Below are 24,254 nucleotides of genomic sequence, written 5' to 3'. Positions count from 1 at the left end.
CACATCGTCGCGGCGGCATCCTGCCGATCCGGGCCGTCAGTCCGTGGTCAGTGCCGTCGCGGCAGCGCGAATGACGTCCGGGATCTCCACCGCCTTTCGCGTCTGCGCGTCCACGTAGACGTGCACGAAGGTGCCGGTCGCGGCCAGATCCAGACCGTCGGCGGCCTCGCGGAAGATGGCCAGATCGTAGGTGATGCTGCGGCGGCCGAGCCGCGAGATGCGCAAGCCGACCTGCAATTGGTCGGGGAAGCTGAGCGAACCGAGATACTGGCAGGAGGTCTGCGCGACCACGCCGAGCGCGGGCAGCGTACGGATGTCGGTCCCAGTGGCGTGCATCAACCAGGCGTTGACCGCGGTGTCGAAGTACGAGTAGTACGTCACGTTGTTGACATGCCCGTAGTGGTCGTTGTCCGCCCACCGGGTGGGGACCGGCCAGAGCACCGGATACTGCTGCGTCACCTGGCCGACCATAGCTCAGTGACCGTTGCGCCTCGGCGGTGATCGCGCGGGGAGACACCGAAGTGACGCTCGAACGCGCCGCTCAGCCGGCCGGCGCCCCCTCGATGGCGGCCGGGTAAGCGGCGATCACGGCTGGAATGTGCCGCCGTGACGCGGCGTTGACTTTATGAGCAAGCTCGCCCGCGGACGCGGCGCGCAACGTCGAGCGCCACGCACGGAAGCACCGCCAGGTCAACGGCGCCCTGGATCCGGTCCGCGGGCGAGCTGGGCAGATCGAAGCATTTCTCGGTACCGTCGGCATGGTGTCGAGCCCGATGGTCGAGCGTCCGATCCGCATCGCACGCGCCGCGGTGTTCACGGTCTTCGCGTTGAACGGGTTCCTGTTCGCCATGTGGGTGGTGCACATCCCGGTCGTCATCGAGCGGACGGGGGTCGAGAAACCGACGCTGGGGATGTTCATCCTGCTGATGGCCGGCGCGGGCATCGCCGGTATGCGCCTGGCTGGTCCGCTGGCCGACCGTTTCGGCAGCAGAGCGCTGGTCGGCACGGCCGCGTGCGTCGCCTCGGTGGCGGTACTCGGGCCCGGCCTCGCCACCGGACCTGTCAGCCTGGCCCTCGCGCTGACCTGTTTCGGGTTCGGCAACGGCGCGCTGGACGTGTCGATGAATACCCAAGCGGTGCATGTGGAGCGGGCCTATCGGCGTCCGATCATGGCGGCGTTCCACGCCTTGTTCTCGGGCGGCGGCCTGCTCGGCTCGCTGGTGGGCGCCGCGACGTTGCGAGCGGGTTGGGATGTGCGCGTGACTCTGGCGTTGGCCGCGCTGGGCTGCGTCGCCCTGACCGTCACTGTGGTCCCACGGCTGCTGGGCGAGACGGCGCTCGACACCCGGACAGCAGAGCAGCCACCCCTTCCCGGCCCGGCCGCGCACCCGACCGAGGGCGGCGCCGCACTCCCGAACCAAGCCCTCGGCCGGCACGACACGACCACACTCGAGCTGGAGCGGGCCGTACTCGATGTCCGTCCCGAACACAACCCGCCACCGGTCGGGTCCCACACCGCGTCGGCCGTGCCACCGCTGGACGAGCCCGGCCGGCAAACGGCGGAAACCGCCCTCCGCACCGCCGGTGCCGACGGCCGCGATCACGGCCGAAAAGTTGTGGCGCTGGCCATGATCGCGTTCGCACTGCTGCTCGCCGAAGGCGTGGCCGCAGACTGGAGCACGTTGCAGATGCGCGAGCATCTCGGTGCCGACGAGGCGACAGCGGCGCTCGCATTCGGCGCCTTCTCCACCACGATGACGGTCGGACGCTTCGGCACCGACCGGGTCAGCCAGATGTTCGGCCGGGTGGCGGTGGTTCGCTACGGCGCGTTGATCGCGGCTATCGGATCGGCCGTGATCATCGTGTCGCCATGGATTCCGCTCTCGCTGCTGGGCTGGGCTATGGCCGGGCTCGGGCTTTCCGGCGGCATCCCGCAAATCTTCACCGCGGCAGGCAATCTGGGATCGGACACCGCTGCCACCGACATGTCCCGCGTATTCAGCGTCGGTTATCTGGGACTGCTCGCCGGACCCACGGTGATCGGCTGGCTCACCGCCGTCATCCCGCTGACGGCGGCCATGGTGGTGCCCCTGGTGGCCATGCTGCTGTGCTGCCGATACGCGAGCGTCGTGGCACCGACGCGAAACCCCCTGCGCTGAGCGTATTTCGATACCGAAAGAGCCCGACCGGCATCGCGCGAGACACCGTGTGGTCACCTTGAATGAGCGAGGAACGCCCCTGCGCCGATCGGTCGGCGCAGGGGCGTTCGGGGCGAGACCTCCGGCCTAGAGCGCCTTCAGTTCTTCGGTGACTGCTCCGACGGACTTCTTCGCGTCGCCGAACAGCATCGAGGTGTGGTCGGCGTAGAACAGCGGGTTGTCGATGCCGGCGAAGCCGGAGTTCATCGAGCGCTTGAGCACGATCACCGACCTGGCCTGGTCGACGTTGAGCACCGGCATGCCGTAGATCGGGCTGGCGGCGTCCTCGCGGGCGGCGGGGTTGGTGACGTCGTTGGCGCCGATCACCAACGCGACGTCGGTGCGGTTGAACTCGCCGTTGATCTCGTCCATTTCCTTGAGCGCGTCATAGGAGACCTCGGCCTCGGCCAGCAACACGTTCATATGGCCGGGCATCCGACCGGCGACCGGGTGGATGGCGTATTTGACCTCCACACCCTTCTTCTCCAGCAACTCGGCCATTTCCTTGACCGCATGCTGGGCCTGGGCGACGGCCATGCCGTATCCGGGGACCACGATCACCTGGTTGGCATAGGCCATCTGGATCGCGGCGTCGGCCGCGGAGGTGGCTTTGGCCTGCTTGTTCTCCCCAGCATCACCGCCGCCGACAGCCGCGCCGCCACCACCGAAACCGCCCGCGACGATGGCCGGAATGGACCGGTTCATCGCCTTGGCCATCAGGTTGGTCAGGATGGTGCCGGACGCGCCGACGATCATGCCCGCCACGATCATCGCGGTATTGTTCAACGCCAAACCCGCTGCCGCGGCCGACAATCCGGTCAGCGCATTGAGCAGCGAGATGACCACGGGCATGTCCGCGCCGCCGATCGGCAGCACGACCATCAAGCCGAGCACACCGGCCAGAACCAGCACCGCGATCATCCACAGCTGCGAGACCCCGGCACCGGTGGCGCCGATACCGATCACCACCGCCGAGGCGATCGCACCGAGCAGCAGCAGCAGGTTCAGCGGTTGCTGCAGTTTGCCGATCCCGATCGGACGCCCGGGCAGGATCTCCTGCAGCTTGCCGAACGCGATCAACGAACCCCAGAACGACACCGAACCGATGATCGCCGCGAACAGCGAACCGATCACGATGTGCACGGTGGGCTCCTCGTCGAAATGCGAGAAACCCTGGGAATTGATGAATTCCGACCACGCGATCAGCGCGACCGTGCCACCACCGACGCCGTTGAACGCCGCCACCAGCTGCGGCATCGCGGTCATCTTCGTGTATTTCGCCGGCGGCACGCCGAGCACGACACCGACCACCAGAGCGGCGATGATCAGAATCCAGTTACCGGTGTGCCGGATCGAGATGAGCGTCGCCCCGACCGCGATCGCCATGCCGACCGCGGCGATCAGATTGCCGCGCACCGCGGTCTTCGGGCCGGTCAAACCCATCAGGCCGTAGATGAAGAGCGCGAACGACAGGATGTAGAGGCCGTTGACCAGATAGGTCACATTGTCGAAGGTATGCATCACGCACCCGTCTTCTCGGCGGCAGCGGGCTTCTTGCTCTTGAACATGCCCAGCATGCGGTCGGTGACCACGAAGCCACCGATGACGTTCAAAGTTCCGAATACCACCGCCACGAACAGGATCATCTGCGTCAGGATCGACGGATCCGACACGTTGCCCAGCGTGACGAGCGCGCCGAGCACGACAATGCCGTGGATCGCGTTGGTGCCCGACATCAACGGCGTATGCAGTGTGTTCGGGACTTTGGAGATCACGGCGAAACCCACGAACCCGGACAGCACCAGGATCGCGATATTCGCCAACAGTTCGGTGTACATCAGCTCTCCACCTTCGCTTCGCCCTGCTCTGCCCCGGACTTCTCTGCCTCGTTCTGCTCTGCCTCGGCCGCGGCCGCCGTCTCGACCGATTCAGCTGATTCGGTCGTGGCGGTCGCCCCCCGGGTGACGCAGGAATCGGCGAGCACCTGATCACTGAAGTCCGGTGCGAGCTTGCCGTCGACCAGCATCAACTCCAGCAGCGCCGCGATGTTCTTGGCATACAGCTCGCTGGCGTGCTCGGGCATCGTGGCGGGCAGGTTCAACGGCGAGGCGATGGTCACCTCGTGCTTGACCACGGTCTGACCCGGCTCGGTCAGCTCACAGTTGCCGCCGGTCTCGCCGGCCAGGTCCACGATCACGCTGCCCGGCTTCATCCCCTGCACCGCCCCGGCGGTCACCAACCGCGGTGCGGGACGGCCGGGTACCAACGCGGTGGTGATCACCACGTCGAAGCCCTTGATCGCATCCTCGAGCCGTTGCTGCTGGATGGCCTTCTCCTCCTCGGTCAGCTCGCGCGCGTATCCGCCTTCACCCGCGGCATCGATACCCAGATCCAGCCACTGCGCACCCACCGAACGCACCTGATCGGCCACCTCCGGCCGCACGTCGTACCCGGTGGTGCGCCCACCGAGCCGCTTGGCGGTAGCCAGCGCCTGCAACCCGGCCACGCCGACGCCGAGCACCAGCACGGTCGCCGGTTTCACGGTGCCGGCCGCGGTGGTGAGCATCGGGAAGAAGCGCGTCGACTCCGAGGCGGCCAGCAGCACGGCCTTGTACCCGGACACGTTCGCTTGCGAGGACAGCGCGTCCATTACCTGTGCTCGGGAAATCCGCGGAATCGCCTCTACCGCGAAGGCCTGCACACCCGCGGCCCGCAACGCGCCGATCTGATTCTCGGCGTTGCGCGGCGCGAGGAACCCGATCAACGTCTGCCCCGACGACAGCTTCGCGACCTCGTCGTCACCGGGCGGGGCCACCTTCACGACCACATCCGCCGACCACGGATCTCCGATCGACGCACCCGCCTCCTCGTAGGCGCTGTCGGGAATCAGCGCGCCGAGTCCGGCACCGGACTCGACGACAACCTCCACACCCTGCTTGGTCAGGCTCGGAATGATCTTCGGCACCAATGCGACACGGCGCTCGCCGGCGGCGGATTCGCGGACGACTCCGACCCGCGCGCCGCGTGGCGATGGATCGCCTACGCTCTGCGTTGTCTCCACTTGTCAGACTTCCTTCTCGTACCGAGCTTCAGGCAACTGGTAGACGACCGAGCGATGTTACTCTTGAGTAAGTTCGCCCAGATCCTCGCAACTGTATCCGGCTCGCGCCGAGCGTAGCTGAGATGCCCGTCACACCTGCCGGTCGGATCGTGCCACTACGCCCGGAACAGCCGGCCGTCGCGGAGCGAGCCCCGACTGCCGAACCGTCTGCCCGTTTTCCCTATCGCAGTGTGATCGTGGTCGCACCAGGTGCATGCGGCAACCCGTACGGAGAAGTTCCCTCCATGCCCAGGGTTCGCGCACAGGTCAGAGCATCGGCTATCGGCGGAAAGTGACGTGCATCATGCTCGATCGGCGAGGGGTGTCCCACTCGGCCGGTACGCCGTAGGGTCCAGCGTGTGAACGACTGCGTATTCTGTCGCATCGCGGCAGGCGAGGCACCGGCGGCCAAGGTATACGAGGACGACACGCTGTGCGCGTTCCTCGACATCCGTCCGATCGCCCGCGGGCACACGCTCGTGATCCCCAAGCGGCACGCCGCCGAGCTGGCGGAACTCGATGCCGAACTCGGCGCGCAACTCTTCCGGGCCGGGCATCGGCTCGCGCTGGCCATCCGCCGCAGCAGTCTCGCCGCGGACGGCGCCAACCTGGTACTCAATGACGGCGCCGCCGCAAATCAGACGGTCCCGCACGTTCACCTGCACGTGGTCCCCCGTCAGCACCGTGACATGCTCCGGCTCGCCAAGGGTTTTCTGCTGCGGCGGCCCCACGATCCGGTCTCGACCGCCGCCGCCATACGCGAGGGCATCGCGGCAGTGGACGAGGCGGGCAAAAGCCCGGGAAAGCACGTCGACGGATGATCGAGACGCTGGACCGCTCCACGCAGATCGACCTGTTGTCGCAGCAATGGGACGCGATCGAAGCCCTGGTCGCCGCACTGGACGAGAATGGCTGGCGCACTTCCTCGGCGCTGCCGGGCTGGACCGTGTTCGACATCGTCGCCCACGTCATCGGTACCGAATCCATGCTGCTCGGCGACCAACCACCCCCGCATGACCCGACCAGAATCGAGACCGACGTACGCACGCTTGCCTATGTGCGCAACGAGACCGCGGTGTTCAACGAGATCTGGGTGGACCGGCTGCGTCCGCTGTCCGGCGCCCGGCTGCTCGAACTCTACCGCGACGTCATCTACCGCAGGCGCGTCGCGCTCGCGGCCATGGGCGAGGCCGAGTGGGCGGCGGAGACCGCGTCGCCGATCGGTCGGATCAGCTATGGCCGGTTCATGCGAGTGCGGTTATTCGACTGCTGGATGCACGAACTCGACATCGCCGACGCACTCGGCGTCCGGGTCGAGGAGGGCGGGCCGCGCGGCGAACTGGCGTTCATCGAGTTCGCGCGTAGTATCCCGCGCGTGGTTGCCAAGCGGGGCGAGGCGCCCGACGGCGCGTGCATCGCGTTCACCCTGACCGGTCCGCTGGCCAGGACACTGCGTATCCAGGTGGCGGACCGGGCGAGCTATGTGGACGCATTCGACCGATCCGCCTCGGTCGAGATCGGCATGGGCTCAGGGCTGTTCGTCCGTCTCGGCGGCGGCCGGACGAAAGCCGACGAACACCTCGATGAAATCACCATCGACGGCGATGCCGACCTCGGGCGACGCCTGGTTCGCCGGCTGGCCTTCACCATCTGACCCGCCGTGCGACTGTTCCTGTCCAGCTACCGTTTCGGGGCGCACCATGACCGGCTCGTCGCGCTGGCCGGCGCACCCGGCCCGGTCGCGGTCATCGGAAACGCTTGCGACGCTTGGCCCGACATCCGATCGGCCGCGGTCACTAGCGACCTGGCGCCGCTGCGCAAGCTCGGCTATGCGCCCGAGGAGATCGATCTGCGCGATTTCGTCGGCCGCAGCGCGGAACTCGAACGCCGCCTCGCCGAGTTTCCCCTCGTGTGGGTTCGCGGCGGAAACACCTTCGTGCTGCGAACCCAATTCGCTCGCAGTGGAGCGGATCTGGCCCTGACCCGGCTGCTTGCCGAAGACGCACTGGTCTACGCCGGCTACAGCGCGGGCGCCTGTGTACTCACACCGGACCTGCACGGCCTCGAGTCACTCGACGACCCCGCCGAGGTCGAGCCCGCCTGCGGCATCGAACCACGCTGGGACGGGCTGGGTTTGGTCGATCGCCCGATCGTGCCGCACATCGACTCCGCGACCGACCCTTCGGGCGAGTGCAACCGGCTCTCCGCTCGCTACCGGGCCGAAGGCGTCGACCACTGGGCGCTCACCGACGACGACGTGATCGTCGTCGACGGCGTGCGCGTCGAGGAGCTGATCAGCTCGGAAACGACCTGATCGGACCGAATCGCCGCGCTGCCGAGCAACCTTGCCCAGCGGCGCTACCGTGCGCGCTCAGGTCGGATCGGACGTCAGTTGCGGTTGCGGCTCGCTCACGCGGCGGAAGACCACCCAGCGCATCGCGCTGTACATGTAGACGGCCTCGCAGCCGCCGGCCAGCAGCCGGGACAGATGGTATTCCAGACCGAGCGCGGTCAGCCCGCTGCCGACGCCGAGGATGAACGCCAGATAGTTGATGACGACCACCACGACGTACACCGCGGCCTGCCTGCCGACCGGCGCGTGCGAATGGAAATTGAAAGTGCGGTTGAGCACGAAGCTGAGCCCGAACGCGCACACATACGCCACCGTCACCGACAGCCAGACCGGCAGACCCCACCAACCGTGGAAGAAAGTGAGCAGCGCCAGGTCGACGCCGAAGGTGAAGCTATTGATCAGCGCGAAGCCCAGGAAGGTCGCGGGGATCAGGCGATCGAGGCCGAACGGCAATCGGTGCACCACAGCCTCGCACCAGTGGGTGAACCGATCGGCGATGGTGTCGGCGGTCTCGGATAGCTCGTGCACGCGACCAGCGTGCCAGCGATAGGTGTCCGTCAGATGAGCGGCCGGAGACCAGCCGGTAGCTCGGCGGCTGCACCGGTTCCCGCGCACCAGCCGCCCGATCAGCCGAAATCGGGCACCAGAAGCTAGCGTGAAGGTGTGGACCTGGAAGACCTGATCAGCTGCCTGCCCAATGGGGCGGTGCTCACCGACGCCGACCTGCTCGCGAGCTACCAACAGGACTGGGCGCGTGACCCGGACGCGGGCACGGCGTTGGCCGTGGTTCGCGCCGTCAGCACCGAAGACGTCGCCGCAACGCTGCGGTGGGCCACCTCCCGCCGGGTCCCGGTGATTCCGCGCGGTGCGGGGTCCGGCCTGTCCGGTGGCGCGACAGCCGTCGACGGGGCCATCGTGCTGAGCACCGAGCGGATGCGCGCGATCACGGTCGATCCGGTGACGCGGACCGCGGTGGTGCAGCCCGGTCTGCTCAACGCCGAACTCAAGCGCGCGGTCGCCGAACACGGCCTGTGGTACCCACCTGATCCGTCGTCGTTCGAGATCTGCTCGATCGGCGGCAACGCCGCGACCAACGCCGGCGGGCTGTGCTGCGTGAAGTACGGTGTCACCAGCGATTACGTCCTCGGTATGGAAGTGGTGCTCGCCGACGGCACGATAGTGCGGCTCGGCGGTCCGCGGTTGAAGGACACCGCGGGATTGTCGCTGACCAAGCTGTTCGTCGGCAGCGAGGGCACGCTCGGGGTGATCACCGAGCTGACCTTGCGGCTGCTGCCCGCGCAACCGCCGCAGAGCACGATCGTCGCGAGCTTCGGCACGCTCACCGCGGCCACCGAGGCGATCTTGACGATCACCGGTGAACTGCGGCCGTCGATGCTCGAGTTCATGGACTCGGTGTCGATCAACGCCGTGGAGGACGAGTTGCGGATGGGCCTGGACCGTTCCGCGGCCGCGCTGTTGATAGCGCGATCGGACGCCCCCGGCGAATACGCCCGGCGCGAAGCCGAAATCATGTCGGCGGTCTGCGAGAAGGCAGGCGCGACAGAGGTTTTCCATACCGATGACCCCGAGGAAGGCGAAGCCTTCACCGCCGCACGACGTTTCGCGATTCACGCCATGGAGAAACTCGGTTCCTTGCTGCTCGAAGACGTCGGCGTACCGCTACCACGGCTCGGCGACCTGGTCACCGGCGTCGCCGCGATCGCCGAACGCCATGCGGTCACGGTGTCGGTGGTCGCGCACGCAGGCGATGGCAACACCCATCCGCTGATCGTGCACGATCCGTCCGACGCCGACCAGAGCGCCCGAGCGCACCGCGCCTTCGGCGAGATCATGGACCTGGCGATCGCGCTCGGCGGCACCATCACCGGTGAGCACGGCGTCGGCCGGTTGAAGAAGGCCTGGCTGCCCGACCAACTCGGCCCCGACGTCATGGCCCTGACCCGGCGCATCAAGGACGCACTCGACCCGAACGGCATCCTCAACCCCGGCACGATGCTGTAAACCCCGACGGAAACATTTCGCCACCGCCAAGGAGTTCTACCCGATCATGACGACCAGGCTCGAACACAACGTCACCGACACCCGTTTCGAGATCTACCTCGACGACACCCTCGCCGGCTACCTCGACTACGCCGAAAACACCGACACCAAGGTCCGCGACTTCCAGCACACCCTGACCTTCCCCGAATTCCGCGGCCACGGCATCGCCGCCCAGATCGTCGCCTACGCCCTGGACGACTCCCGCAAAGCCGGCTACTCCATCATCCCCACCTGCTGGTACGTCGAGAAGTACCTCGCCGAACACCGCGAATACGCCGACCTCCTCGCCTGACCGAACGGCCTGGCGACGGCCTGAGACGCCGGTTACCGATCGGGGTAGGGACAGGCCATCGATGACGGGTTCGGACGCCTGGACGGTCTGACGGCGGTCTGAGCGTAAATCCAGGCCGCCATCCGAACGCCGTGATCCTGAGAATTACCCCTTGAGCAGCGCGCGGGACATGACCAGGCGCTGGATCTGGTTGGTGCCCTCGTAGATCTGGGTGATCTTGGCGTCGCGCATCATGCGCTCCACCGGGAAGTCGGTGGTGTAGCCGGCGCCGCCGAAGAGCTGGACGGCGTTGGTGGTGACTTCCATGGCGACGTCGGAGGCGAAGCACTTGGCGGCGGCGGAGATGAAGCCGAGGTTCCGCTCGCCGCGCTCGGCGCGGGCGGCGGAGGTGTAGACCATGAGGCGGGCGGCCTCGATCTTCATCGCCATGTCGGCGAGCATGAACTGGGTGTTCTGGAAGTCGGCGATCGACTTGCCGAACTGCTTGCGGTCCTTGGTGTAGGCGATGGCCGCGTCCAGGGCGCCCTGGGCGAGGCCGACGGCCTGCGCGCCGATGGTCGGGCGGGTGTGGTCGAGGGTCTGCAGCGCGGTCTTGAAACCGGTACCCGGCTCGCCGACGATGCGGTCGCCCGGCACGCGGCAGTTCTCGAAGTACAGCTCCGCGGTGGGCGAGCCCTTGATGCCGAGCTTGTGCTCCAGCGGGCCGACCACGAAGCCTTCGTCGTCGGAGTGCACCAGGAAGGCCGAGATGCCGTTGGCGCCTTTGTCCGCGTCGGTGACCGCCATGACGGTGTACCAGGAGGACTTGCCGCCGTTGGTGATCCAGCACTTGGAGCCGTTGATGATCCAGTCGTCGCCGTCCCGCTTGGCCCGGGTGCGCATGCCGGCGGCGTCGGAGCCGGCCTCGCGCTCGGACAGCGCGTAGGAGGCCATCGCGCCGTTGACGATGTCGGGGAGCACCTTCTTCTTCAGCTCTTCGGAGCCGTTCAGGATCAGGCCCATGGTGCCGAGCTTGTTGACCGCGGGGATCAGCGACGACGAGCCGCAAACCCGGGCGACCTCTTCGATCACGATGCACGTGGCCACCGAGTCGGCGCCTTGACCGCCGTACACCTCGGGCACGTGGACGGCATTGAAGCCGGAGGCGTTGAGCGCGGTCAGCGCCTCTTGCGGGAACCGGGAGTCGCCGTCGACGCCCTTGGCGTGCGGAGCGATCTCCTTCTCCGCGAGCGCACGGATCGCCGCGCGCAGCTCGTCGTGGAAATCCTCGAGCTTGAACAGGCCGAAATCGGGGTTTCCCGCCATCGCGCGCACTCCTGGTCGTCTGATGATTGCTGGTGTCCGTCTGGCCAGCATTCGGCACTCAGTGCCACATAGTTGAGAGTATAGCCAAATCGCGGGGGATAAAAAGCGGTTTTATCGTGGCACTCAGTGTCAGATTGGTCGCATCCCGGGATGCGTCACAGGGTACCGAGCTTTCGCAGGAGCAGATCGGCGACCTGCCGGGGCGACGCGTCGCGGGGAAACACCGCGAGGACCAGTTCATCGGCGTTCGCCGTGCGCTCGGCACCGCGTGCGATCGCGGCCAATTCCGCCCGCAGATCCGCGGCGCCCGCCTCCGACTCACCGCGCACCATCCGGCGCAGCAGGTAATTGTGCGTCGCCGTCACAGCAGCGGCGAATTGCACCCGGGCCAGATCCGGGACCTCGGGCAGCCGCTCGCGCAGATACTCGGTGAACAATCGCTCGTAGCGGAACACCGTGACGATCTCCCGCTCACGCAGCGCGGACACTCTCCGCACCACCTGATACCGCCGCGCCGCGATCTCGCGCCACTGCGTGAATCGCTCGAACACCTGAACCGCCGCCGCGCACACCGCCTCCCACGGGTCCTCCCGCGACGCGGACAGGTACTCGGCCGCCTGCGCCAACTGCGACTCGTGATCGGCGAAGATCACATCCTCTTTCGACCGGAACTGCCGGAAGAACGTGCGCCGCGAGATCCCGGCCGCCTCCGCGATCTCGTCCACCGTCGTCGCCTCGTACCCCTTCTCGGCGAACAACCGCAACGCCTGATCCACCACGGTGAGCCGAAAGTTCGCGGTGTCGTCGCCGCCCCGTGGACGAGCGATATCGCCAGTAGTCACGGACTCACCGTAAGCCAGGGCCGTCTGCGCAGACTCCACATGGTGAAAGCAGCTCAGCCCAAGAGCTTGGTGCGCAGCGCGTCGTCCTTTTCCAAGACCATCTGTTCCAGCCCGGCCTGGAACCGTTCCATGCTGGTGCGCAGGGCCGGGTCGTACGCGCCGAGGATGCGGGCGGCCAGCAGGCCCGCGTTGCGGGCGCCGCCGATGGAGACGGTGGCGACGGGAACGCCCGCGGGCATCTGCACGATGGACAGCAGCGAGTCCATGCCGTCGAGGTACTTCAACGGGACCGGCACGCCGATCACCGGCAGCGGGGTGGCCGAGGCGACCATGCCGGGGAGGTGCGCCGCACCGCCCGCGCCCGCGATGATCACCTTCAGACCACGGCCCGCGGCCTCGCGCGCGTAGTCGAGCATCCGCTGCGGGGTGCGGTGCGCCGAGAAGACACCCACTTCGAAGCGAATCCCGAACTCCGCCAACGCTTCCGCCGCTGCCTCCATGGTGGGCCAGTCGGAGTCGCTGCCCATGATCAGGCCGACCGACGGGGTCACAGCCTCTGCTTCACTCATGCGAATCCCATCCGTCGGTCCATACCGCGTGCGACATCCAGTACGCCGCCCGCTCGGCCTTCTCCCGAACCTCGGCCACGTCGTCGCCGAGGATGTTGACATGCCCGATCTTGCGATCGGGACGCTCGCTCTTGCCGTACAAATGCACCTTCGCCTCGGGCATCCTGGCGAACAGGTGGTGTAGCCGCTCGTCCATCGACATGGCCGGGGCCTGTGCCGCGCCGAGAATGTTGGCCATCACCGTGACCGGCGCCAGCGCGGCGGTGTCGCCGAGGGGGTAGTCGAGCACGGCGCGCAGATGCTGCTCGAACTGGCCGGTGCGGGCGCCGTCCATGCCCCAATGCCCGGAATTGTGCGGTCGCATGGCCAGTTCGTTCACCACCAGCTCACCGCCGGCGGTCTCGAACAGCTCCACCGCCATCACACCGACGACATCGAGTTCTTCGGCGAGATTCAGCGCCATGGTCTCCGCGGCGGTGGCCGTATCCTCCGGCAGGTCGGCGGCGGGCGCGATCACCACCGCACACTGTCCGTTGCGCTGCACGGTCTCCACGACCGGCCAGGTCGCGGCCTGCCCGAACGGCGAACGCGCCACCATCGCCGACAGCTCCCGCTTCAGGTCGATCTTCGCCTCCGCGAGCAACTGGACGCCGTGTGCGAGCTGGTCGCGGGCGATCGCCTCGGCCCCGTCGGCGGAATCGGGCATCCACACCCCGCGACCGTCGTAACCGCCGCGCACCGCCTTCAGCACGATCCGCCAGTCGTGTTCCTGACCGAACCGTACCGCGTCGGCCGCCGAGGTCACCGGCGTGAACGCGGGCACCGGCAACCCGAGCTCGCTCAGCTTGGTGCGCATGGCCAGTTTGTCCTGCGCGTAGACCAGCGCGCTCGGCGGCGGCTGCACGTTGACACCCTCGGCGACCAGCGCTTCCAAATGCTCGGTCGGCACATGCTCATGGTCGAAGGTCAACGCGTGCGAGCCGACCGCGGCCTTACGCAGCGCAGTCAGATCGGTGTGGCTGCCCAGCACCACCTCCGGGCTGACCTGCGCGGCCGGGTCCTCGGGGTTCTCGGCGAGCACGCGCAGCCGCTGGCCCAGCGCGATCGCGGCCTGGTGGGTCATGCGCGCGAGCTGCCCACCGCCGATCATGGTGACAGTGGGCATAGCCGATGGGTCGAAGGAACGAGCACTCACATCGGAACATATTGTCATGTCCGGCGCGAATGATCGGGACCGGTACACTCCGGTCTTGTGTCATTCGTCGACGACGTGGTCAGCGTCCTGCCCAAGCCGCTGCAAGATGTCGCGTACCGGCATCGGGAATTGATCAAGTTCGCGATCGTCGGCGCGACCACGTTCATCATCGATAGCGGCATCTTCTACGTGCTGAAGTGGACGGTCCTGGCGGAGAAGCCGGTGACCGCCAAGATCATCTCGGGCGTCTTCGCCGTGATCGCCTCCTACATCCTCAATCGGGAATGGTCGTTCAAGAACCGGGGCGGTCGCGAGCGCCATCACGAAGCGCTGCTGTTCTTCGGCGTCAGCGGCGTCGGTGTCGTCCTCGCGTTCACGCCGCTGTGGATCTCCAGCTACGTCTTCGACCTGCGCCAGCCCAACGTCAGCTTCACGGTGGAGAACATCGCCGACTTCATCAGCGCCTTCATCATCGGCAATCTGCTGCAGATGGCTTTCCGGTTCTGGGCGATGCGCCGCTGGGTCTTCCCGGACGAAATGAGCGAACTCGAAGCAGAGTTCGTGGATCTCGTGGAAGAAGAACTCGGCCGCAGCTGAGTCACCGCGGCTCGGGCACCGCCGAGTTGGGCGGACGCACCTTCGACAACCCGAGGAATACCGCGAACAGCGCGGGCCTGCGCCGCTGCAATTCCAGCCGCCCGCCGTCCGCCTCGACCAGCGCCCGCGCCAGTGCCAGACCCACACCGGTCGAGCCGCCCGCGGAGAATCCCCGGTCGAAGATGTGCGGGGCGAGTTCGTCGCGCACACCGTGGCCCTCGTCGGCGACCTCGACACACACCAGTGGCTCGCGCTCGGCCCCCGGCCGCACCGAACGCACCGACACCGTGCAGGTCCCGCCGCCGTGCATGAGCGCGTTGTCCACGAGCACCGCGACCGCCTCGCGCAACCGCGAGCCCGTGATCGGGGCGCACAGCGATTCGTCACCGGTCAGCATCAGGGCCCGGCCCGACTCAGCGAACGGGTGGGTCCATTCGGCGACCACGCCGCGCAGTTCGTCCATCACCGGCACCGGATCGCGGTCGGCCGCGTCCTCGTCGCGGGACGCGCGCACCAGATCGTCGATCGCTTCGGTGAGCCGGTCCACCTGGGCCATCGCTTCCTCGGCCTCGTGCACCACCTCGGGATCGGCATGCGCGGACAGCTCGTCGAGGCGCAACCGCACGGCGGTCAGCCTGCTGCGCAACTGATGCGAGACATCGGCGACCAGGGCGTGTTCGCGCTGTAGCCGTCCGGCGATCTCGACGGTCGCGGAGTCGAGCACGTCGGAAACCCGATCCAGTTCGGCGATGCCGTGCCTGCGCGGATCGGGCCGGAAATCGCCCATCGCCAGCCGCGCGGCGCGCGCCGCGACATCGCGCAGTGGATCGGCCACCCGCCGGGCGGTGACCACCGCCACCGACACGGCCGCGCCCAGCGAGGCGAGCACCGCGAGCGCCACCACCGCCACCGCTTGGCGCTGCATGGCGTGCATCGGCGCGGAGGGCACCTCGAGGCGCAGTGACCCGGAGGTGCCCATCGACAGTGACTCGACCAGTGGGTCCGGGACTCGGTCCACCCCGATGTCGCGCCGCAAGGCGTTGTCCCGCGACGAGGGGTAGACGATGGTGAGCCGGCCGTGCTCGGGCACCAGCGGCGCCACCGACCGGACGTCCAGTTCGCCGACGACCATACCGCCGTCGTGCTCCTGCGCGATGATCTCCGCGGCGATCCGGTTCAGCCGGCTCTGCAGATCGTTGCGAGTGATGTCCTCCACCCACAGCCACGCCGTGTAGATCAGCGGCACACCGAGCACCACCGTGGTGAGCGTCAGCACAGTGAGCATCGAACGCAGAATCCGCCGGCGCATATCAGTCGGTGTTCAGCCGGAATCCGACACCGCGGACGGTGACGATGCGCCGTTCGGCCATCGGTCCCTCGTCGCCGATCTTGCGGCGCAGCCAGGACATGTGCATATCCAAGGTCTTGGAACCGCGCAGCTCGGCATCACCCCACACCTCACGCAAGATGATCTCCCGCGGCACCACCTGGCCCGCCCGATCGATCAGCACCTTGAGCAGCTCGTATTCCTTATTGGCCAAACCGATTTCGACCCCGTTGACCAGCACGCGCCGCGCCGCGGGCTCCAGCCGGATACCGCCGACCTCCACCGTGTCGTCGCCGATCCCGCTGCGCCGCAACAACGCGCGCACCCGGGCGAGCAGTTCGGCGAGCCGGAACGGCTTGCCGACGTAGTCGTCGGCGCCCGCGTCCAAGCCGACGACGAAGTCCACCTCGTCGGTGCGCGCGGTGAGCATCAGCACGGCCAGATCCGCGCCGCGGGCACGCACCTGGCGACACACCTCCAGCCCGTCCATCCCGGGCAGGCCGAGGTCGAGAATGAGCAGATCATGGCTGCCTTCCAGCGCCCGCTGCAATACGGCGGGACCGAAACTCTCGACAGTCACCGAATAACCCTCGCGGCCGAGCGCGCGCGACAGCGGAGCGGCGATGGCATCGTCGTCCTCGGCCAGCAGTACGGCGGTCATACGCCCAGGTTACGGGCTCACCGGACGCTACGGCGATCGTCCCAGCGCTCATCACGCCCGTGGTGCTGGCGTTCGACCTCGAACACCTGGTGATACAGCAGCGAATGCACCTGCTGGACGGACGGGATGTCGTCGTACTCCAACGGCTCCGAGGAGGACGACTCGATGATGAGCGTTCCGGTGCCGAGCAACCGATCGAACAGCCCGTGCCGGAACTGAACACTGGAGATGCGGCTCATCGGGATGTCGATACCGCTGTGGGTCAGCACGCCCTGGCGCACCAGCACCCTGCGGTCGGTGACGATGAAATGCGTCGACTTCCAAGTGATTACCGGTGCGACACAGCGCCAGAGGAGAATCGCCACGTACACCACGAGCACCGTGATCAGCAAGGCCGAGCGCGTGGTCCCCTCGGCTTTGCGCGAGATGAGTCCCGCCGCGAAACCGGCGAGCGCGGTGGCGACGATCAACGTCACGATCGGCCAGAAGAGCATCTTCCAATGCGGATGACGATGAAGCACCAGCTGTTCGTCGGGCGCCAGGACATCCTCCGGATAACCCATACCACGCACCCTACCGGGTGCGAATACCGGAAAGGCGCACACCGCAGCGCGTCATGCCGGACAATCGTCAGCCTGCGTGTGACGATTTCCTCCACGCAGTTGCTCTCCCGCTCGATCTGGCTCTGTCCCGAAGTGCACCGCACAACGCTGGGTTGCCCACATCGCCGAATTCCGACCGTGGAGGAATGCGTGACCAAGGACCTGACTTCGCTGGAGATCCTGACCGAACTCGAACCGGTGGCCGAACAGAATCTCAATCGACACCTGTCCATGGCCAAGGACTGGAATCCGCACGACTACGTGCCGTGGACGCAGGGCCGCAATTTCGCCGCACTGGGCGGCGTGGACTGGGATCCGGAGCAGTCGAAGCTGAGTGAGGTGGCCCGGGTCGCCATGATCACCAATCTGCTCACCGAGGACAACCTCCCGTCCTACCACCGCGAGATCGCGCAGAGCTTCTCCGAAGACGGCGCCTGGGGTAGCTGGGTGGACCGCTGGACCGCGGAGGAGAACCGCCACGGCATCGCGATGCGCGACTACCTGGTCGTCACCCGTGGCGTCGATCCGGTCGCCCTGGAAGAAGCCAGGATGATCCACATGGCCAACGGCGTTCAATCGCCGGAGGGCTGGGGCGGATTCCTGTCGAGCGTCGCCTACGTCACGTTTCAGGAGCTGGCGACCCGTGTGTCGCATCGCAATACGGGCAAGGCGTGTAATGACGCCGTCGCGGATCGGATGCTGCAACGCATCGCCGCGGACGAGAACCTGCACATGATCTTCTACCGCACCCTCTGCGGTGCGGCACTCGACCTGGTACCCGACCAGGCGATGCCCATGATCACCAGGATCGCGACGAATTTCCTGATGCCCGGCGCCGGGATGCCCAACTTCCGGCGCTACGGCGTATTGATGGCCAAACACGGCATCTACGACCTTCGCCAGCACCTCGAGGAGGTGCTCCAGCCGGTGCTCAAGCAGTGGAACATCTTCGACCGCTCCGATTTCGGGCCGCGCGGCGAGCAAGCCCGCGAGGAACTCGGCGCGTTCCTGGACAAGCTCGGCAAGAAAGTGATCCAGTTCGAGGAGCAGCGCGATCGCGCGCTCGCCCGCGATGCCGCCCGTGGCATCGCCCGACAGGTTTGACTCCCACCATGGGCCTGAACGAGAATTTCACGCCCCCAACCAGATCCGGCCGGAATACCGGAAGAGGCGCAAAGCCGCTTGCTATCTCGCTGGTCAAAGCTCCGCGCGCAGGTGGGTGACATCGGCCGCGGACACCGCCGCACCGCCGATGAGCAAGCGTCCGGAATCGTCGATGCCGTCGGCGACTCCGGTGAGCGTCCGGCCGCCGGGCAGTTCGGCACGAACCTGGGCGCCGATCGTCGCGCACCGCTCCCGGTAGGCGGCGGCCAGCCGGCCGGTCGCCCAGTCGTCGTCGCGCCAGGCGGTGAAACGTCGCGCGAACTCGGTCAGCAGCGAGCGCACGAGCTCCGTGCGATCGGTCTGTTCCGCCCCTGCCAGGACGAGCGAGGTGGCCTGCGGCACGGGCAGTTCCGCCTCGGTGAGGCTCACATTGAGACCGACTCCGATCACCACCGCAGGCGCTCCGGCGCCGGAGGCGACCTCGGCCAGGATGCCCGCGACTTTGCGGCCATCGATGAGCACATCGTTGGGCCATTTGAGCTCGGCGGCCACGCCCGCTGTGGTCCGCAGCGCGTCGACCACGGCCACCCCGGTCAGCAGGGACAACCAGCCGAGGGTGGCCGGGTCGATGCCGTCCAACCGCACCAACAGCGACATCGAGATCTGCGCCCGTGGTGGGCTGACCCAGGTCCGCGCGTGCCGGCCGCGTCCCTCCTGTTGAGCCTCCGCGAGAAGCACGGCATGGTCGGCACCCGGCTCGGCCGCGCGCGCGATCAGGTCCGTGTTCGTGGACCCGGTCGATTCCACGACGTCGATCTGCGAGTAGAACGACAGCTCGGGCGACTCGATGATGTTGCGCCGTAATTGCTCCGCGTCCAACGGTGGCCTCTGCATACCGGCAGGTTACCCGTCGGGCGACGAGCTACCCGGCCAGGTCGTAGTCGCCGAGGATCGGATCACGCACCGCGCCGCGGACGTCGCCGTCACCTTCCACCGACCCTTCATCGTCGGTGGTCTCGCTACAGCACTCGGGCTCCCCGTACTTCGGCTCGTTCTCGACGGTCTGCCGGTAGGTCCACGCGGCCGCGGCGGCGTATTCGGCGACTGTTCTGCTCCAACCCCACATGTCGGGCTCCTCCCCGAGCTCGAAATCACCAGGCTCACAGGTTATCGGGACATCGCCCCACAGCGACACTCGTTTTCCGCCTGACCGACCCGCGAACGACCAGGAACTTCGGTTCGGAAACCTGATCTAGCTGCGGTTTTCTACTCGCTGGTAGTGCGGACTCGGTTAGAGGCAAGCATTGCCACTGGTTACACTCCGGAGCCATGACGAGTGTCCAGCAGCAGCCCGCGTCAGGTCCCGCGGACTCCCCCGATATCCACACCACCGCCGGGAAGCTGGCTGACCTGCGGAATCGGCTGGAAGAGGCCCAGCACCCGATGGGTGCGGCCGCGGTCGACAAGGTGCACGCGAAGGGCAAGATGACCGCCCGCGAGCGCATCCTCGCCCTGCTGGACGAGGGGTCCTTCGTCGAACTCGACGCGCTGGCCCGCCACCGCAGCGTGAACTTCGGCTTGGAGCACAACCGTCCGCTCGGCGACGGCGTGGTGACCGGCTACGGCACCATCGACGGCCGCGACGTGTGCATCTTCAGCCAGGACGTGACGGTGTTCGGCGGCAGTCTGGGCGAGGTCTACGGCGAGAAGATCGTCAAGGTGATGGACCTGGCGCTGAAGACCGGCCGCCCGCTGATCGGCATCAACGAGGGCGCGGGCGCCCGCATCCAGGAGGGGGTGGTCTCGCTCGGCCTCTACGGCGAGATCTTCCACCGCAATATCCAGGCCTCCGGCGTGATCCCGCAGATCTCGCTGATCATGGGCCCGGCCGCGGGCGGTCACGTGTACTCCCCGGCGCTGACCGACTTCGTGGTGATGGTCGACGGCACCAGCCAGATGTTCGTCACCGGGCCGGACGTGATCAAGACGGTCACCGGCGAGGACGTCACCATGGAGGACCTGGGCGGCGCGCACACGCACATGGTGAAGTCCGGCGTGGCGCATTACGTCGCCTCGGGCGAACAGGACGCACTGGATTACGTCAAGGATCTGCTGTCCTACCTGCCGAGCAACAACCGCGCCGCCGCGCCGCAGTTCCCGGCCACCGACCCGATCACCGGCGCGATCGAGGACTCGCTCACCGACGAGGATCTCGAGCTGGACACGATCATCCCGGATTCGCCGAACCAGCCCTACGACATGCACGAGGTCATCCGCCGTCTGCTCGACGACGACGAATTCCTCGAGGTGCAGGCCGAGCGCGCGATGAACATCATCGTCGGTTTCGGCCGGATCGACGGCCGCAGCGTCGGCATCGTGGCCAACCAGCCCACCCAGTTCGCGGGCTGCCTGGACATCGACGCTTCAGAGAAGGCCGCGCGGTTCGTGCGCACCTGCGACGCGTTCAACATCCCGATCATCACCCTGGTCGACGTTCCCGGCTTCCTGCCCGGCACGGGCCAGGAGTACAACGGCATCATCCGGCGCGGCGCGAAGCTCCTCTACGCCTACGGCGAGGCCACTGTGGGCAAAATCACGATCATCACCCGCAAGGCCTACGGCGGCGCCTACGACGTGATGGGTTCCAAGCACATGGGCGCCGACGTGAACCTCGCCTGGCCGACCGCGCAGATCGCCGTCATGGGCGCTTCCGGCGCCGTCGGATTCGTCTACCGCAAGCAGCTGCAGCAGGCCGCCAAGGACGGCGCGGATGTCGATGCGCTGCGGCTCGAGCTGCAGAACGAGTACGAGGACACCCTCGTGAACCCCTACGTCGCGGCCGAGCGCGGCTACGTCGACGCGGTCATCCCGCCGTCGCACACCCGTGGTCAGATCGTGTCCGCGCTGCGACTGCTCGAGCGCAAGATGGTGACCCTTCCGCCGAAGAAGCACGGCAACATTCCGCTGTGATCGGGCGATACCCTCGGTAGGCCGCGCATGCGGGTTGCCGAGACGGCATCAGTGAATTCGAGGATGATTGTTTCATCCGTGAACAGTCGGAAAATGGGAACAGCCCGATCAGGAGATCGTCCCGATCGAAGCCGGTCCCGATCGAGGCGAATCCCGATCGACGCGAAGAGAGGACCCGGCACCGTGACGACCGTGGCAGAAGAAGATGTGTTGAGCGCCGTCGAACTGGATCTCGCGGTCGACCCGCTCGCGGACGAGGTCGGTGCGGCCGCCGACCCGGACGCCGCCTCGCCATCTGCCGAAGCCACCGCCGAGCCGTTCTTCCGTGTCGTGAAGGGCTCGCCCACCGACGAGGAACTCGCCGCGCTGGTATGCGTGCTGTCCGCCATCGCGAGCGAGGCCGAACCCGCGGGCCAGTCCGGTCCGCCGGACATGTGGGGGCGCCCGGCGCTCACGCACCGTGGCCCATCACCGTTCTCGCCGTACGCCTTCGCGCAGCTGCCCCACCTGCGCGGGTGACTCATCTGATTCTCGCTTCGGCGTCCCCTGCCCGCCGGGCGGTCCTCCGTACCGCGGGCATCGACCCGATCGTCCGCGTGTCCGCCGTGGACGAGGACGCGATCGCCGCCGCCCTCCCCGCGGACACGCCACCCCAGGTGGTCGTGGTGGAACTCGCGCGGGCCAAAGCGGCCGCCGTGGCGGCCGACATTCCCGAGTTCGCCGCCGACAGTGTTGTGGTGGCGTGTGATTCGATGCTGCTCGTCGACGGCGAGCTCCAGGGCAAACCACACACCCCCGAGATCGCCCGCGCCCGCTGGGGCGCCATGGCCGGCCGCAGCGCCGACCTCGTGACCGGCCACTGCGTCCTGCGGCTACAGGATGGTCAGGTCACCGCCGAAGCGGTCGACTGCAGCAGCACCACCGTGCATTTCGCCAAGCCGGAGCCGGATGAGCTGGACGCCTACATCGCCACCGGCGAGCCACTCGAGGTGGCGGGCGCGTTCACCCTCGACGGACTCGGCGGCTGGTTCGTCGACCGCATCGACGGCGACCCTTCCAGCGTCATCGGGATCGGGCTACCACTGCTGCGCCGACTGCTTGGCGACGTTGGGATCAGCGTTACGCAGCTGTGGGGCCACACGGCCTGACGGCGTGGTAAACGCCTCCGCGTCACCGCCAGGGGGAACCGTGGCCGCGCCCTGGGTTTTTTCGCGTGCCGCGCTGATCAACTCCAGTCGTGCCACGCACAACTCGGGTTCGACGAACGGATGCAACCTGACATCCATCTCGTCGCATGCGCCGCCCCGGGCGAGCACCTTTTCGAGCAGACCCAGGTGTACACCACAGACCACCTCGGAGTGCGTCCGCGCGAGTTCGCGTAGCGGACATGCCGTCAACCGGATCAGCACCTTGTCGCCGGTCTCCGAGGACGGGTCGCGTTCCGGCGCGAAGCCCAGCTCCGACATCAGCATCATGGTGACGTCCTTGGCGTCTTCCAGCGATTGGACCCGATGCTCACCGATGTCGAGCTTGGCCCCCCAGGCGCGGCCCGCCGCGATGGCGGCTTCCGATCTGTGCCGCGGATCGGCCCCCAGCTGGTCGGCCAGCACCTGCGCCAAGTCCTGGTAGCCGACCGATCGCTGTACCGCGCTGTAGCCGATCCGCGGACGCCCGCGACCCCGCGGCGGCTGCTGGAATTGCCGGACGAGGGATTCCCTGGTGAGCACGTCCAGATGGAACCGGACCGTGGTGACGTGCTGCCCGGTGATCTTGGCCAGTTCCTGGGCGTCGAGCGGTTCGTCGGCGCCACGCAGGATCGCGAGCAGTCGCCGCCGCGGCCAAGAATCGGACATAGCTCACCCCTCCTCGCGGGAGACTTTATCGGATCCAGGTGCCATTTATTCGCCCCTCATCCGATTTGTGATCTGAAACGAGAGCCACTGTCGTCTCACACCTACGATCACTGTGAGACCTTTCAATCGCTGCCACCACCGCCCTACCCACGTGTTCGAAGGACCCATACCGTGCCCCTCGCCCCGGATCCTCATCCCTCGTTCGATTCCTTCGCACACTCTCACCGACTAGTAACCACCGAGTGGCTGTCGGCAAACATAGGCGCCAAGGGACTCACAATCATCGAGGCCGACGAGGACACGCTGCTCTATGACATCGGGCACGTTCCGGGCGCCACCAAACTGGATTGGCGACGCGATCTGAACGATCCGGTCACGCGCGACTATATCGACGGAAACCGTTTCACCGAGCTGATGCGCGCCAAAGGCGTGAAACGTGATGACACTGTGGTGATCTACGGGGATCAGGGCAACGCGCAGGCGGCCCACACGGCGTGGGTATTCACCCTGTTCGGACATGAGGATGTGCGGTTGCTCGACGGTGGGCGCGCGGCGTGGATCGCCGAGGCACGCGACACGACCTTCACCCGCGCCTCCTGCGCGCCCAGCGATTATCCGAGCACGCGCCGCGACGACGGCAGCGCCCGCGCCTTCCGCGAGGACGTGCTGGCCCATCTGGGCAGACCCTTGGTCGACGTGCGGTTACCCGACGAGTACCGCGGCGCGCTCAGCCCGAAGCCGGACGATCCGCAAGACGTGGCGCTGCGCGGCGGCCACATTCCCACCGCGTCGAACATCCCGTGGACCGCGGCGCTCACCTCCGACGGGCGGTTCCGCTCGCGCGCTGAACTCGACGAGGTGTATCGCGCGTTGCCGGGCCGGGACGACCTGATCGTCTACAGCCGCGTCGGCGTCCGATCCAGCCACACCTGGTTCGTGCTGACCTACCTGCTCGGCTACGACCGCGTTCGCAACTACGACGGCTCGTGGACCGAGTGGGGAAACTCGGTGCGGATGCCGATCGCCAAGGGGGATGAACCCGGCGACATTCCCGCGAGCGCCGTGCGCGGCGCACCCGCAGGGCGGGGTACGGTCCCTGCGATGGACCGCATACCGTTGTGATCCTCGACCTACTATGCAGTAGGGCTGGCCGAGTTCGGCGTCTGTTGGCAGACTGCCTACACTCGCCCGAGACGTAAGTTGTCGATGACGGGAGCGGAGCCTG

The 24,254-nt window shown here is 67.2% G+C and carries 27 protein-coding genes; 12 read left to right on the top strand and 15 right to left on the bottom strand.

The genetic code is table 11. From position 1 onward, the window contains the following. Positions 1-36: 36 nt before the first annotated feature. On the bottom strand, positions 37-471 hold the full coding sequence (locus tag ACT86A_RS05870) for an acyl-CoA thioesterase (protein ID WP_445090962.1): 435 nt from the start codon (positions 469-471) through the stop codon (positions 37-39). A gap of 287 nt (positions 472-758) precedes the next feature. On the opposite strand from ACT86A_RS05870, the gene ACT86A_RS05865 reads away from it, so the two are divergent. Then, on the top strand, positions 759-2,159 hold the full coding sequence (locus ACT86A_RS05865; RefSeq protein WP_445090961.1) for an MFS transporter: 1,401 nt from the start codon (positions 759-761) through the stop codon (positions 2,157-2,159). Positions 2,160-2,285: 126 nt separating this feature from the next. Here ACT86A_RS05865 and ACT86A_RS05860 read toward each other — a convergent pair whose 3' ends face one another. The 3 genes from ACT86A_RS05860 to ACT86A_RS05850 are packed head-to-tail and all read right to left on the bottom strand — an operon-like array spanning position 2,286 to position 5,259. After that, a complete protein-coding gene (locus ACT86A_RS05860; RefSeq protein ID WP_445090985.1) occupies positions 2,286-3,719 on the bottom strand; it encodes an NAD(P)(+) transhydrogenase (Re/Si-specific) subunit beta in 1,434 nt (477 codons plus the stop codon). Beyond that, the gene (locus tag ACT86A_RS05855; RefSeq protein WP_445090960.1) at positions 3,719-4,036 is read right to left on the bottom strand and encodes an NAD(P) transhydrogenase subunit alpha part 2; all 318 of its coding nucleotides are present in this window, start codon (positions 4,034-4,036) and stop codon (positions 3,719-3,721) included. The genes ACT86A_RS05860 and ACT86A_RS05855 overlap by 1 nt, the downstream gene beginning before the upstream one ends. Beyond that, positions 4,036-5,259, bottom strand: a complete 1,224-nt coding sequence (locus ACT86A_RS05850) for a Re/Si-specific NAD(P)(+) transhydrogenase subunit alpha (protein ID WP_445090959.1) — start codon at positions 5,257-5,259, stop codon at positions 4,036-4,038. The genes ACT86A_RS05855 and ACT86A_RS05850 overlap by 1 nt, the downstream gene beginning before the upstream one ends. Positions 5,260-5,657: 398 nt before the next feature. On the opposite strand from ACT86A_RS05850, the gene ACT86A_RS05845 reads away from it, so the two are divergent. From ACT86A_RS05845 to ACT86A_RS05835, 3 genes are read left to right on the top strand one after another with little or no spacing between them, the layout of a single operon-like run. Next, positions 5,658-6,119: an HIT family protein gene (locus ACT86A_RS05845; RefSeq protein WP_445090958.1), complete on the top strand. Its 462-nt coding sequence runs from the start codon at positions 5,658-5,660 to the stop codon at positions 6,117-6,119. Further along, complete coding sequence (locus ACT86A_RS05840) at positions 6,116-6,952, top strand: maleylpyruvate isomerase family mycothiol-dependent enzyme (protein WP_445090957.1); 837 nt, start codon at positions 6,116-6,118, stop codon at positions 6,950-6,952. Before ACT86A_RS05845 ends, ACT86A_RS05840 begins: the two co-directional genes overlap by 4 nt. Before the next feature lie 6 nt (positions 6,953-6,958). Continuing rightward, complete coding sequence (locus ACT86A_RS05835; protein WP_445090956.1) at positions 6,959-7,612, top strand: Type 1 glutamine amidotransferase-like domain-containing protein; 654 nt, start codon at positions 6,959-6,961, stop codon at positions 7,610-7,612. Positions 7,613-7,669: 57 nt separating this feature from the next. On the opposite strand, the gene ACT86A_RS05830 is transcribed toward ACT86A_RS05835, so the two are convergent. Beyond that, on the bottom strand, positions 7,670-8,179 hold the full coding sequence (locus tag ACT86A_RS05830) for a GtrA family protein (RefSeq protein WP_445090955.1): 510 nt from the start codon (positions 8,177-8,179) through the stop codon (positions 7,670-7,672). 135 nt (positions 8,180-8,314) lie between these two features. Between ACT86A_RS05830 and ACT86A_RS05825 the strand changes: the two genes are divergently transcribed. Together ACT86A_RS05825 and ACT86A_RS05820 are read left to right on the top strand one after the other, a co-directional pair. Further along, the gene (locus ACT86A_RS05825) at positions 8,315-9,673 is read left to right on the top strand and encodes an FAD-binding oxidoreductase (protein ID WP_445090954.1); all 1,359 of its coding nucleotides are present in this window, start codon (positions 8,315-8,317) and stop codon (positions 9,671-9,673) included. A gap of 46 nt (positions 9,674-9,719) precedes the next feature. Beyond that, positions 9,720-10,004, top strand: coding sequence for a GNAT family N-acetyltransferase (locus ACT86A_RS05820; protein WP_445090953.1), 285 nt, complete (start codon positions 9,720-9,722; stop codon positions 10,002-10,004). A gap of 144 nt (positions 10,005-10,148) precedes the next feature. On the opposite strand, the gene ACT86A_RS05815 is transcribed toward ACT86A_RS05820, so the two are convergent. The 4 genes from ACT86A_RS05815 to ACT86A_RS05800 all read right to left on the bottom strand — a co-directional run bounded on the left by ACT86A_RS05815 (position 10,149) and on the right by ACT86A_RS05800 (position 13,933). Next, entirely contained in the window at positions 10,149-11,309 is a 1,161-nt protein-coding gene (locus tag ACT86A_RS05815; RefSeq protein ID WP_445090952.1) for an acyl-CoA dehydrogenase, read from the bottom strand. A gap of 155 nt (positions 11,310-11,464) precedes the next feature. Beyond that, complete coding sequence (locus ACT86A_RS05810; RefSeq protein WP_445090951.1) at positions 11,465-12,151, bottom strand: TetR family transcriptional regulator; 687 nt, start codon at positions 12,149-12,151, stop codon at positions 11,465-11,467. A 53-nt stretch (positions 12,152-12,204) separates the two neighbouring features. Next, entirely contained in the window at positions 12,205-12,720 is a 516-nt protein-coding gene (gene purE, locus ACT86A_RS05805; RefSeq protein WP_445090950.1) for a 5-(carboxyamino)imidazole ribonucleotide mutase, read from the bottom strand. Continuing rightward, positions 12,713-13,933: a 5-(carboxyamino)imidazole ribonucleotide synthase gene (locus tag ACT86A_RS05800; RefSeq protein ID WP_445090949.1), complete on the bottom strand. Its 1,221-nt coding sequence runs from the start codon at positions 13,931-13,933 to the stop codon at positions 12,713-12,715. The genes purE and ACT86A_RS05800 overlap by 8 nt, the downstream gene beginning before the upstream one ends. A 39-nt stretch (positions 13,934-13,972) precedes the next feature. Between ACT86A_RS05800 and ACT86A_RS05795 the strand changes: the two genes are divergently transcribed. Then, the gene (locus ACT86A_RS05795; RefSeq protein ID WP_445090948.1) at positions 13,973-14,512 is read left to right on the top strand and encodes a GtrA family protein; all 540 of its coding nucleotides are present in this window, start codon (positions 13,973-13,975) and stop codon (positions 14,510-14,512) included. 1 nt (position 14,513) lies between these two features. Here ACT86A_RS05795 and ACT86A_RS05790 read toward each other — a convergent pair whose 3' ends face one another. Genes ACT86A_RS05790 through ACT86A_RS05780 form a run of 3 tightly spaced genes read right to left on the bottom strand, consistent with a single transcriptional unit; the run spans position 14,514 to position 17,063 of the window. Beyond that, positions 14,514-15,821, bottom strand: coding sequence for a sensor histidine kinase (locus ACT86A_RS05790; protein WP_445090947.1), 1,308 nt, complete (start codon positions 15,819-15,821; stop codon positions 14,514-14,516). Position 15,822: 1 nt separating this feature from the next. Further along, entirely contained in the window at positions 15,823-16,500 is a 678-nt protein-coding gene (locus tag ACT86A_RS05785) for a response regulator transcription factor (RefSeq protein WP_445090946.1), read from the bottom strand. Between the two features lie 17 nt (positions 16,501-16,517). Beyond that, positions 16,518-17,063: a PH domain-containing protein gene (locus ACT86A_RS05780; RefSeq protein WP_445090945.1), complete on the bottom strand. Its 546-nt coding sequence runs from the start codon at positions 17,061-17,063 to the stop codon at positions 16,518-16,520. Between the two features lie 189 nt (positions 17,064-17,252). Here ACT86A_RS05780 and ACT86A_RS05775 point away from each other — a divergent pair, with 189 nt between their 5' ends. Beyond that, positions 17,253-18,206: an acyl-ACP desaturase gene (locus tag ACT86A_RS05775; RefSeq protein ID WP_445090944.1), complete on the top strand. Its 954-nt coding sequence runs from the start codon at positions 17,253-17,255 to the stop codon at positions 18,204-18,206. A gap of 93 nt (positions 18,207-18,299) precedes the next feature. Here the strand turns inward: ACT86A_RS05775 and ACT86A_RS05770 are convergent, their stop codons facing one another. Together ACT86A_RS05770 and ACT86A_RS05765 are read right to left on the bottom strand one after the other, a co-directional pair. Next, entirely contained in the window at positions 18,300-19,100 is an 801-nt protein-coding gene (locus tag ACT86A_RS05770) for a biotin--[acetyl-CoA-carboxylase] ligase (RefSeq protein WP_445090943.1), read from the bottom strand. A 28-nt stretch (positions 19,101-19,128) separates the two neighbouring features. Then, positions 19,129-19,332 (bottom strand): hypothetical protein, encoded by a 204-nt coding sequence (locus tag ACT86A_RS05765; protein ID WP_445090942.1) that lies wholly within the window; start codon positions 19,330-19,332, stop codon positions 19,129-19,131. 203 nt (positions 19,333-19,535) lie between these two features. Here ACT86A_RS05765 and ACT86A_RS05760 point away from each other — a divergent pair, with 203 nt between their 5' ends. The 3 genes from ACT86A_RS05760 (at position 19,536) to ACT86A_RS05750 (ending at position 22,324) form a co-directional block, all read left to right on the top strand. After that, positions 19,536-21,176 (top strand): acyl-CoA carboxylase subunit beta, encoded by a 1,641-nt coding sequence (locus ACT86A_RS05760; protein ID WP_445090941.1) that lies wholly within the window; start codon positions 19,536-19,538, stop codon positions 21,174-21,176. A gap of 183 nt (positions 21,177-21,359) precedes the next feature. Then, positions 21,360-21,695 carry an acyl-CoA carboxylase subunit epsilon gene (locus ACT86A_RS05755; RefSeq protein WP_445090940.1) on the top strand — a complete coding sequence of 112 codons (336 nt, stop codon included), beginning with the start codon at positions 21,360-21,362 and terminating at the stop codon, positions 21,693-21,695. Then, positions 21,692-22,324 (top strand): nucleoside triphosphate pyrophosphatase, encoded by a 633-nt coding sequence (locus ACT86A_RS05750; protein ID WP_445090939.1) that lies wholly within the window; start codon positions 21,692-21,694, stop codon positions 22,322-22,324. Before ACT86A_RS05755 ends, ACT86A_RS05750 begins: the two co-directional genes overlap by 4 nt. Here the strand turns inward: ACT86A_RS05750 and ACT86A_RS05745 are convergent. Then, positions 22,253-23,029, bottom strand: coding sequence for a helix-turn-helix transcriptional regulator (locus ACT86A_RS05745; protein WP_445090938.1), 777 nt, complete (start codon positions 23,027-23,029; stop codon positions 22,253-22,255). The two genes, ACT86A_RS05750 and ACT86A_RS05745, sit on opposite strands and share 72 nt — an antisense overlap. Before the next feature lie 171 nt (positions 23,030-23,200). Here ACT86A_RS05745 and ACT86A_RS05740 point away from each other — a divergent pair, with 171 nt between their 5' ends. Further along, positions 23,201-24,151: a sulfurtransferase gene (locus tag ACT86A_RS05740; protein WP_445090937.1), complete on the top strand. Its 951-nt coding sequence runs from the start codon at positions 23,201-23,203 to the stop codon at positions 24,149-24,151. Positions 24,152-24,254 lie beyond the last annotated feature (103 nt).

The organism is Nocardia glycosmidis (assembly GCF_052545115.1).
Note: the sequence above shows the minus strand (reverse complement) of the source record. Positions and strands in the feature narration are given on the sequence as shown.

What these genes read in the sequence shown, in the direction of transcription:
- ACT86A_RS05870 (WP_445090962.1), bottom strand. Translation starts at nt 471, where the DNA reads ATGGTCGGCCAGGTGACGCAGCAGTATCCGGTGCTCTGGCCGGTCCCC.
- ACT86A_RS05865 (WP_445090961.1), top strand. Translation starts at nt 759, where the DNA reads ATGGTGTCGAGCCCGATGGTCGAGCGTCCGATCCGCATCGCACGCGCC.
- ACT86A_RS05860 (WP_445090985.1), bottom strand. Translation starts at nt 3,719, where the DNA reads ATGCATACCTTCGACAATGTGACCTATCTGGTCAACGGCCTCTACATC.
- ACT86A_RS05855 (WP_445090960.1), bottom strand. Translation starts at nt 4,036, where the DNA reads ATGTACACCGAACTGTTGGCGAATATCGCGATCCTGGTGCTGTCCGGG.
- ACT86A_RS05840 (WP_445090957.1), top strand. Translation starts at nt 6,116, where the DNA reads ATGATCGAGACGCTGGACCGCTCCACGCAGATCGACCTGTTGTCGCAG.
- ACT86A_RS05820 (WP_445090953.1), top strand. Translation starts at nt 9,720, where the DNA reads ATGACGACCAGGCTCGAACACAACGTCACCGACACCCGTTTCGAGATC.
- ACT86A_RS05815 (WP_445090952.1), bottom strand. Translation starts at nt 11,309, where the DNA reads ATGGCGGGAAACCCCGATTTCGGCCTGTTCAAGCTCGAGGATTTCCAC.
- purE (WP_445090950.1), bottom strand. Translation starts at nt 12,720, where the DNA reads ATGAGTGAAGCAGAGGCTGTGACCCCGTCGGTCGGCCTGATCATGGGC.
- ACT86A_RS05800 (WP_445090949.1), bottom strand. Translation starts at nt 13,933, where the DNA reads ATGACAATATGTTCCGATGTGAGTGCTCGTTCCTTCGACCCATCGGCT.
- ACT86A_RS05790 (WP_445090947.1), bottom strand. Translation starts at nt 15,821, where the DNA reads ATGCGCCGGCGGATTCTGCGTTCGATGCTCACTGTGCTGACGCTCACC.
- ACT86A_RS05785 (WP_445090946.1), bottom strand. Translation starts at nt 16,500, where the DNA reads ATGACCGCCGTACTGCTGGCCGAGGACGACGATGCCATCGCCGCTCCG.
- ACT86A_RS05780 (WP_445090945.1), bottom strand. Translation starts at nt 17,063, where the DNA reads ATGGGTTATCCGGAGGATGTCCTGGCGCCCGACGAACAGCTGGTGCTT.
- ACT86A_RS05770 (WP_445090943.1), bottom strand. Translation starts at nt 19,100, where the DNA reads ATGCAGAGGCCACCGTTGGACGCGGAGCAATTACGGCGCAACATCATC.
- ACT86A_RS05765 (WP_445090942.1), bottom strand. Translation starts at nt 19,332, where the DNA reads ATGTGGGGTTGGAGCAGAACAGTCGCCGAATACGCCGCCGCGGCCGCG.
- ACT86A_RS05760 (WP_445090941.1), top strand. Translation starts at nt 19,536, where the DNA reads ATGACGAGTGTCCAGCAGCAGCCCGCGTCAGGTCCCGCGGACTCCCCC.
- ACT86A_RS05745 (WP_445090938.1), bottom strand. Translation starts at nt 23,029, where the DNA reads ATGTCCGATTCTTGGCCGCGGCGGCGACTGCTCGCGATCCTGCGTGGC.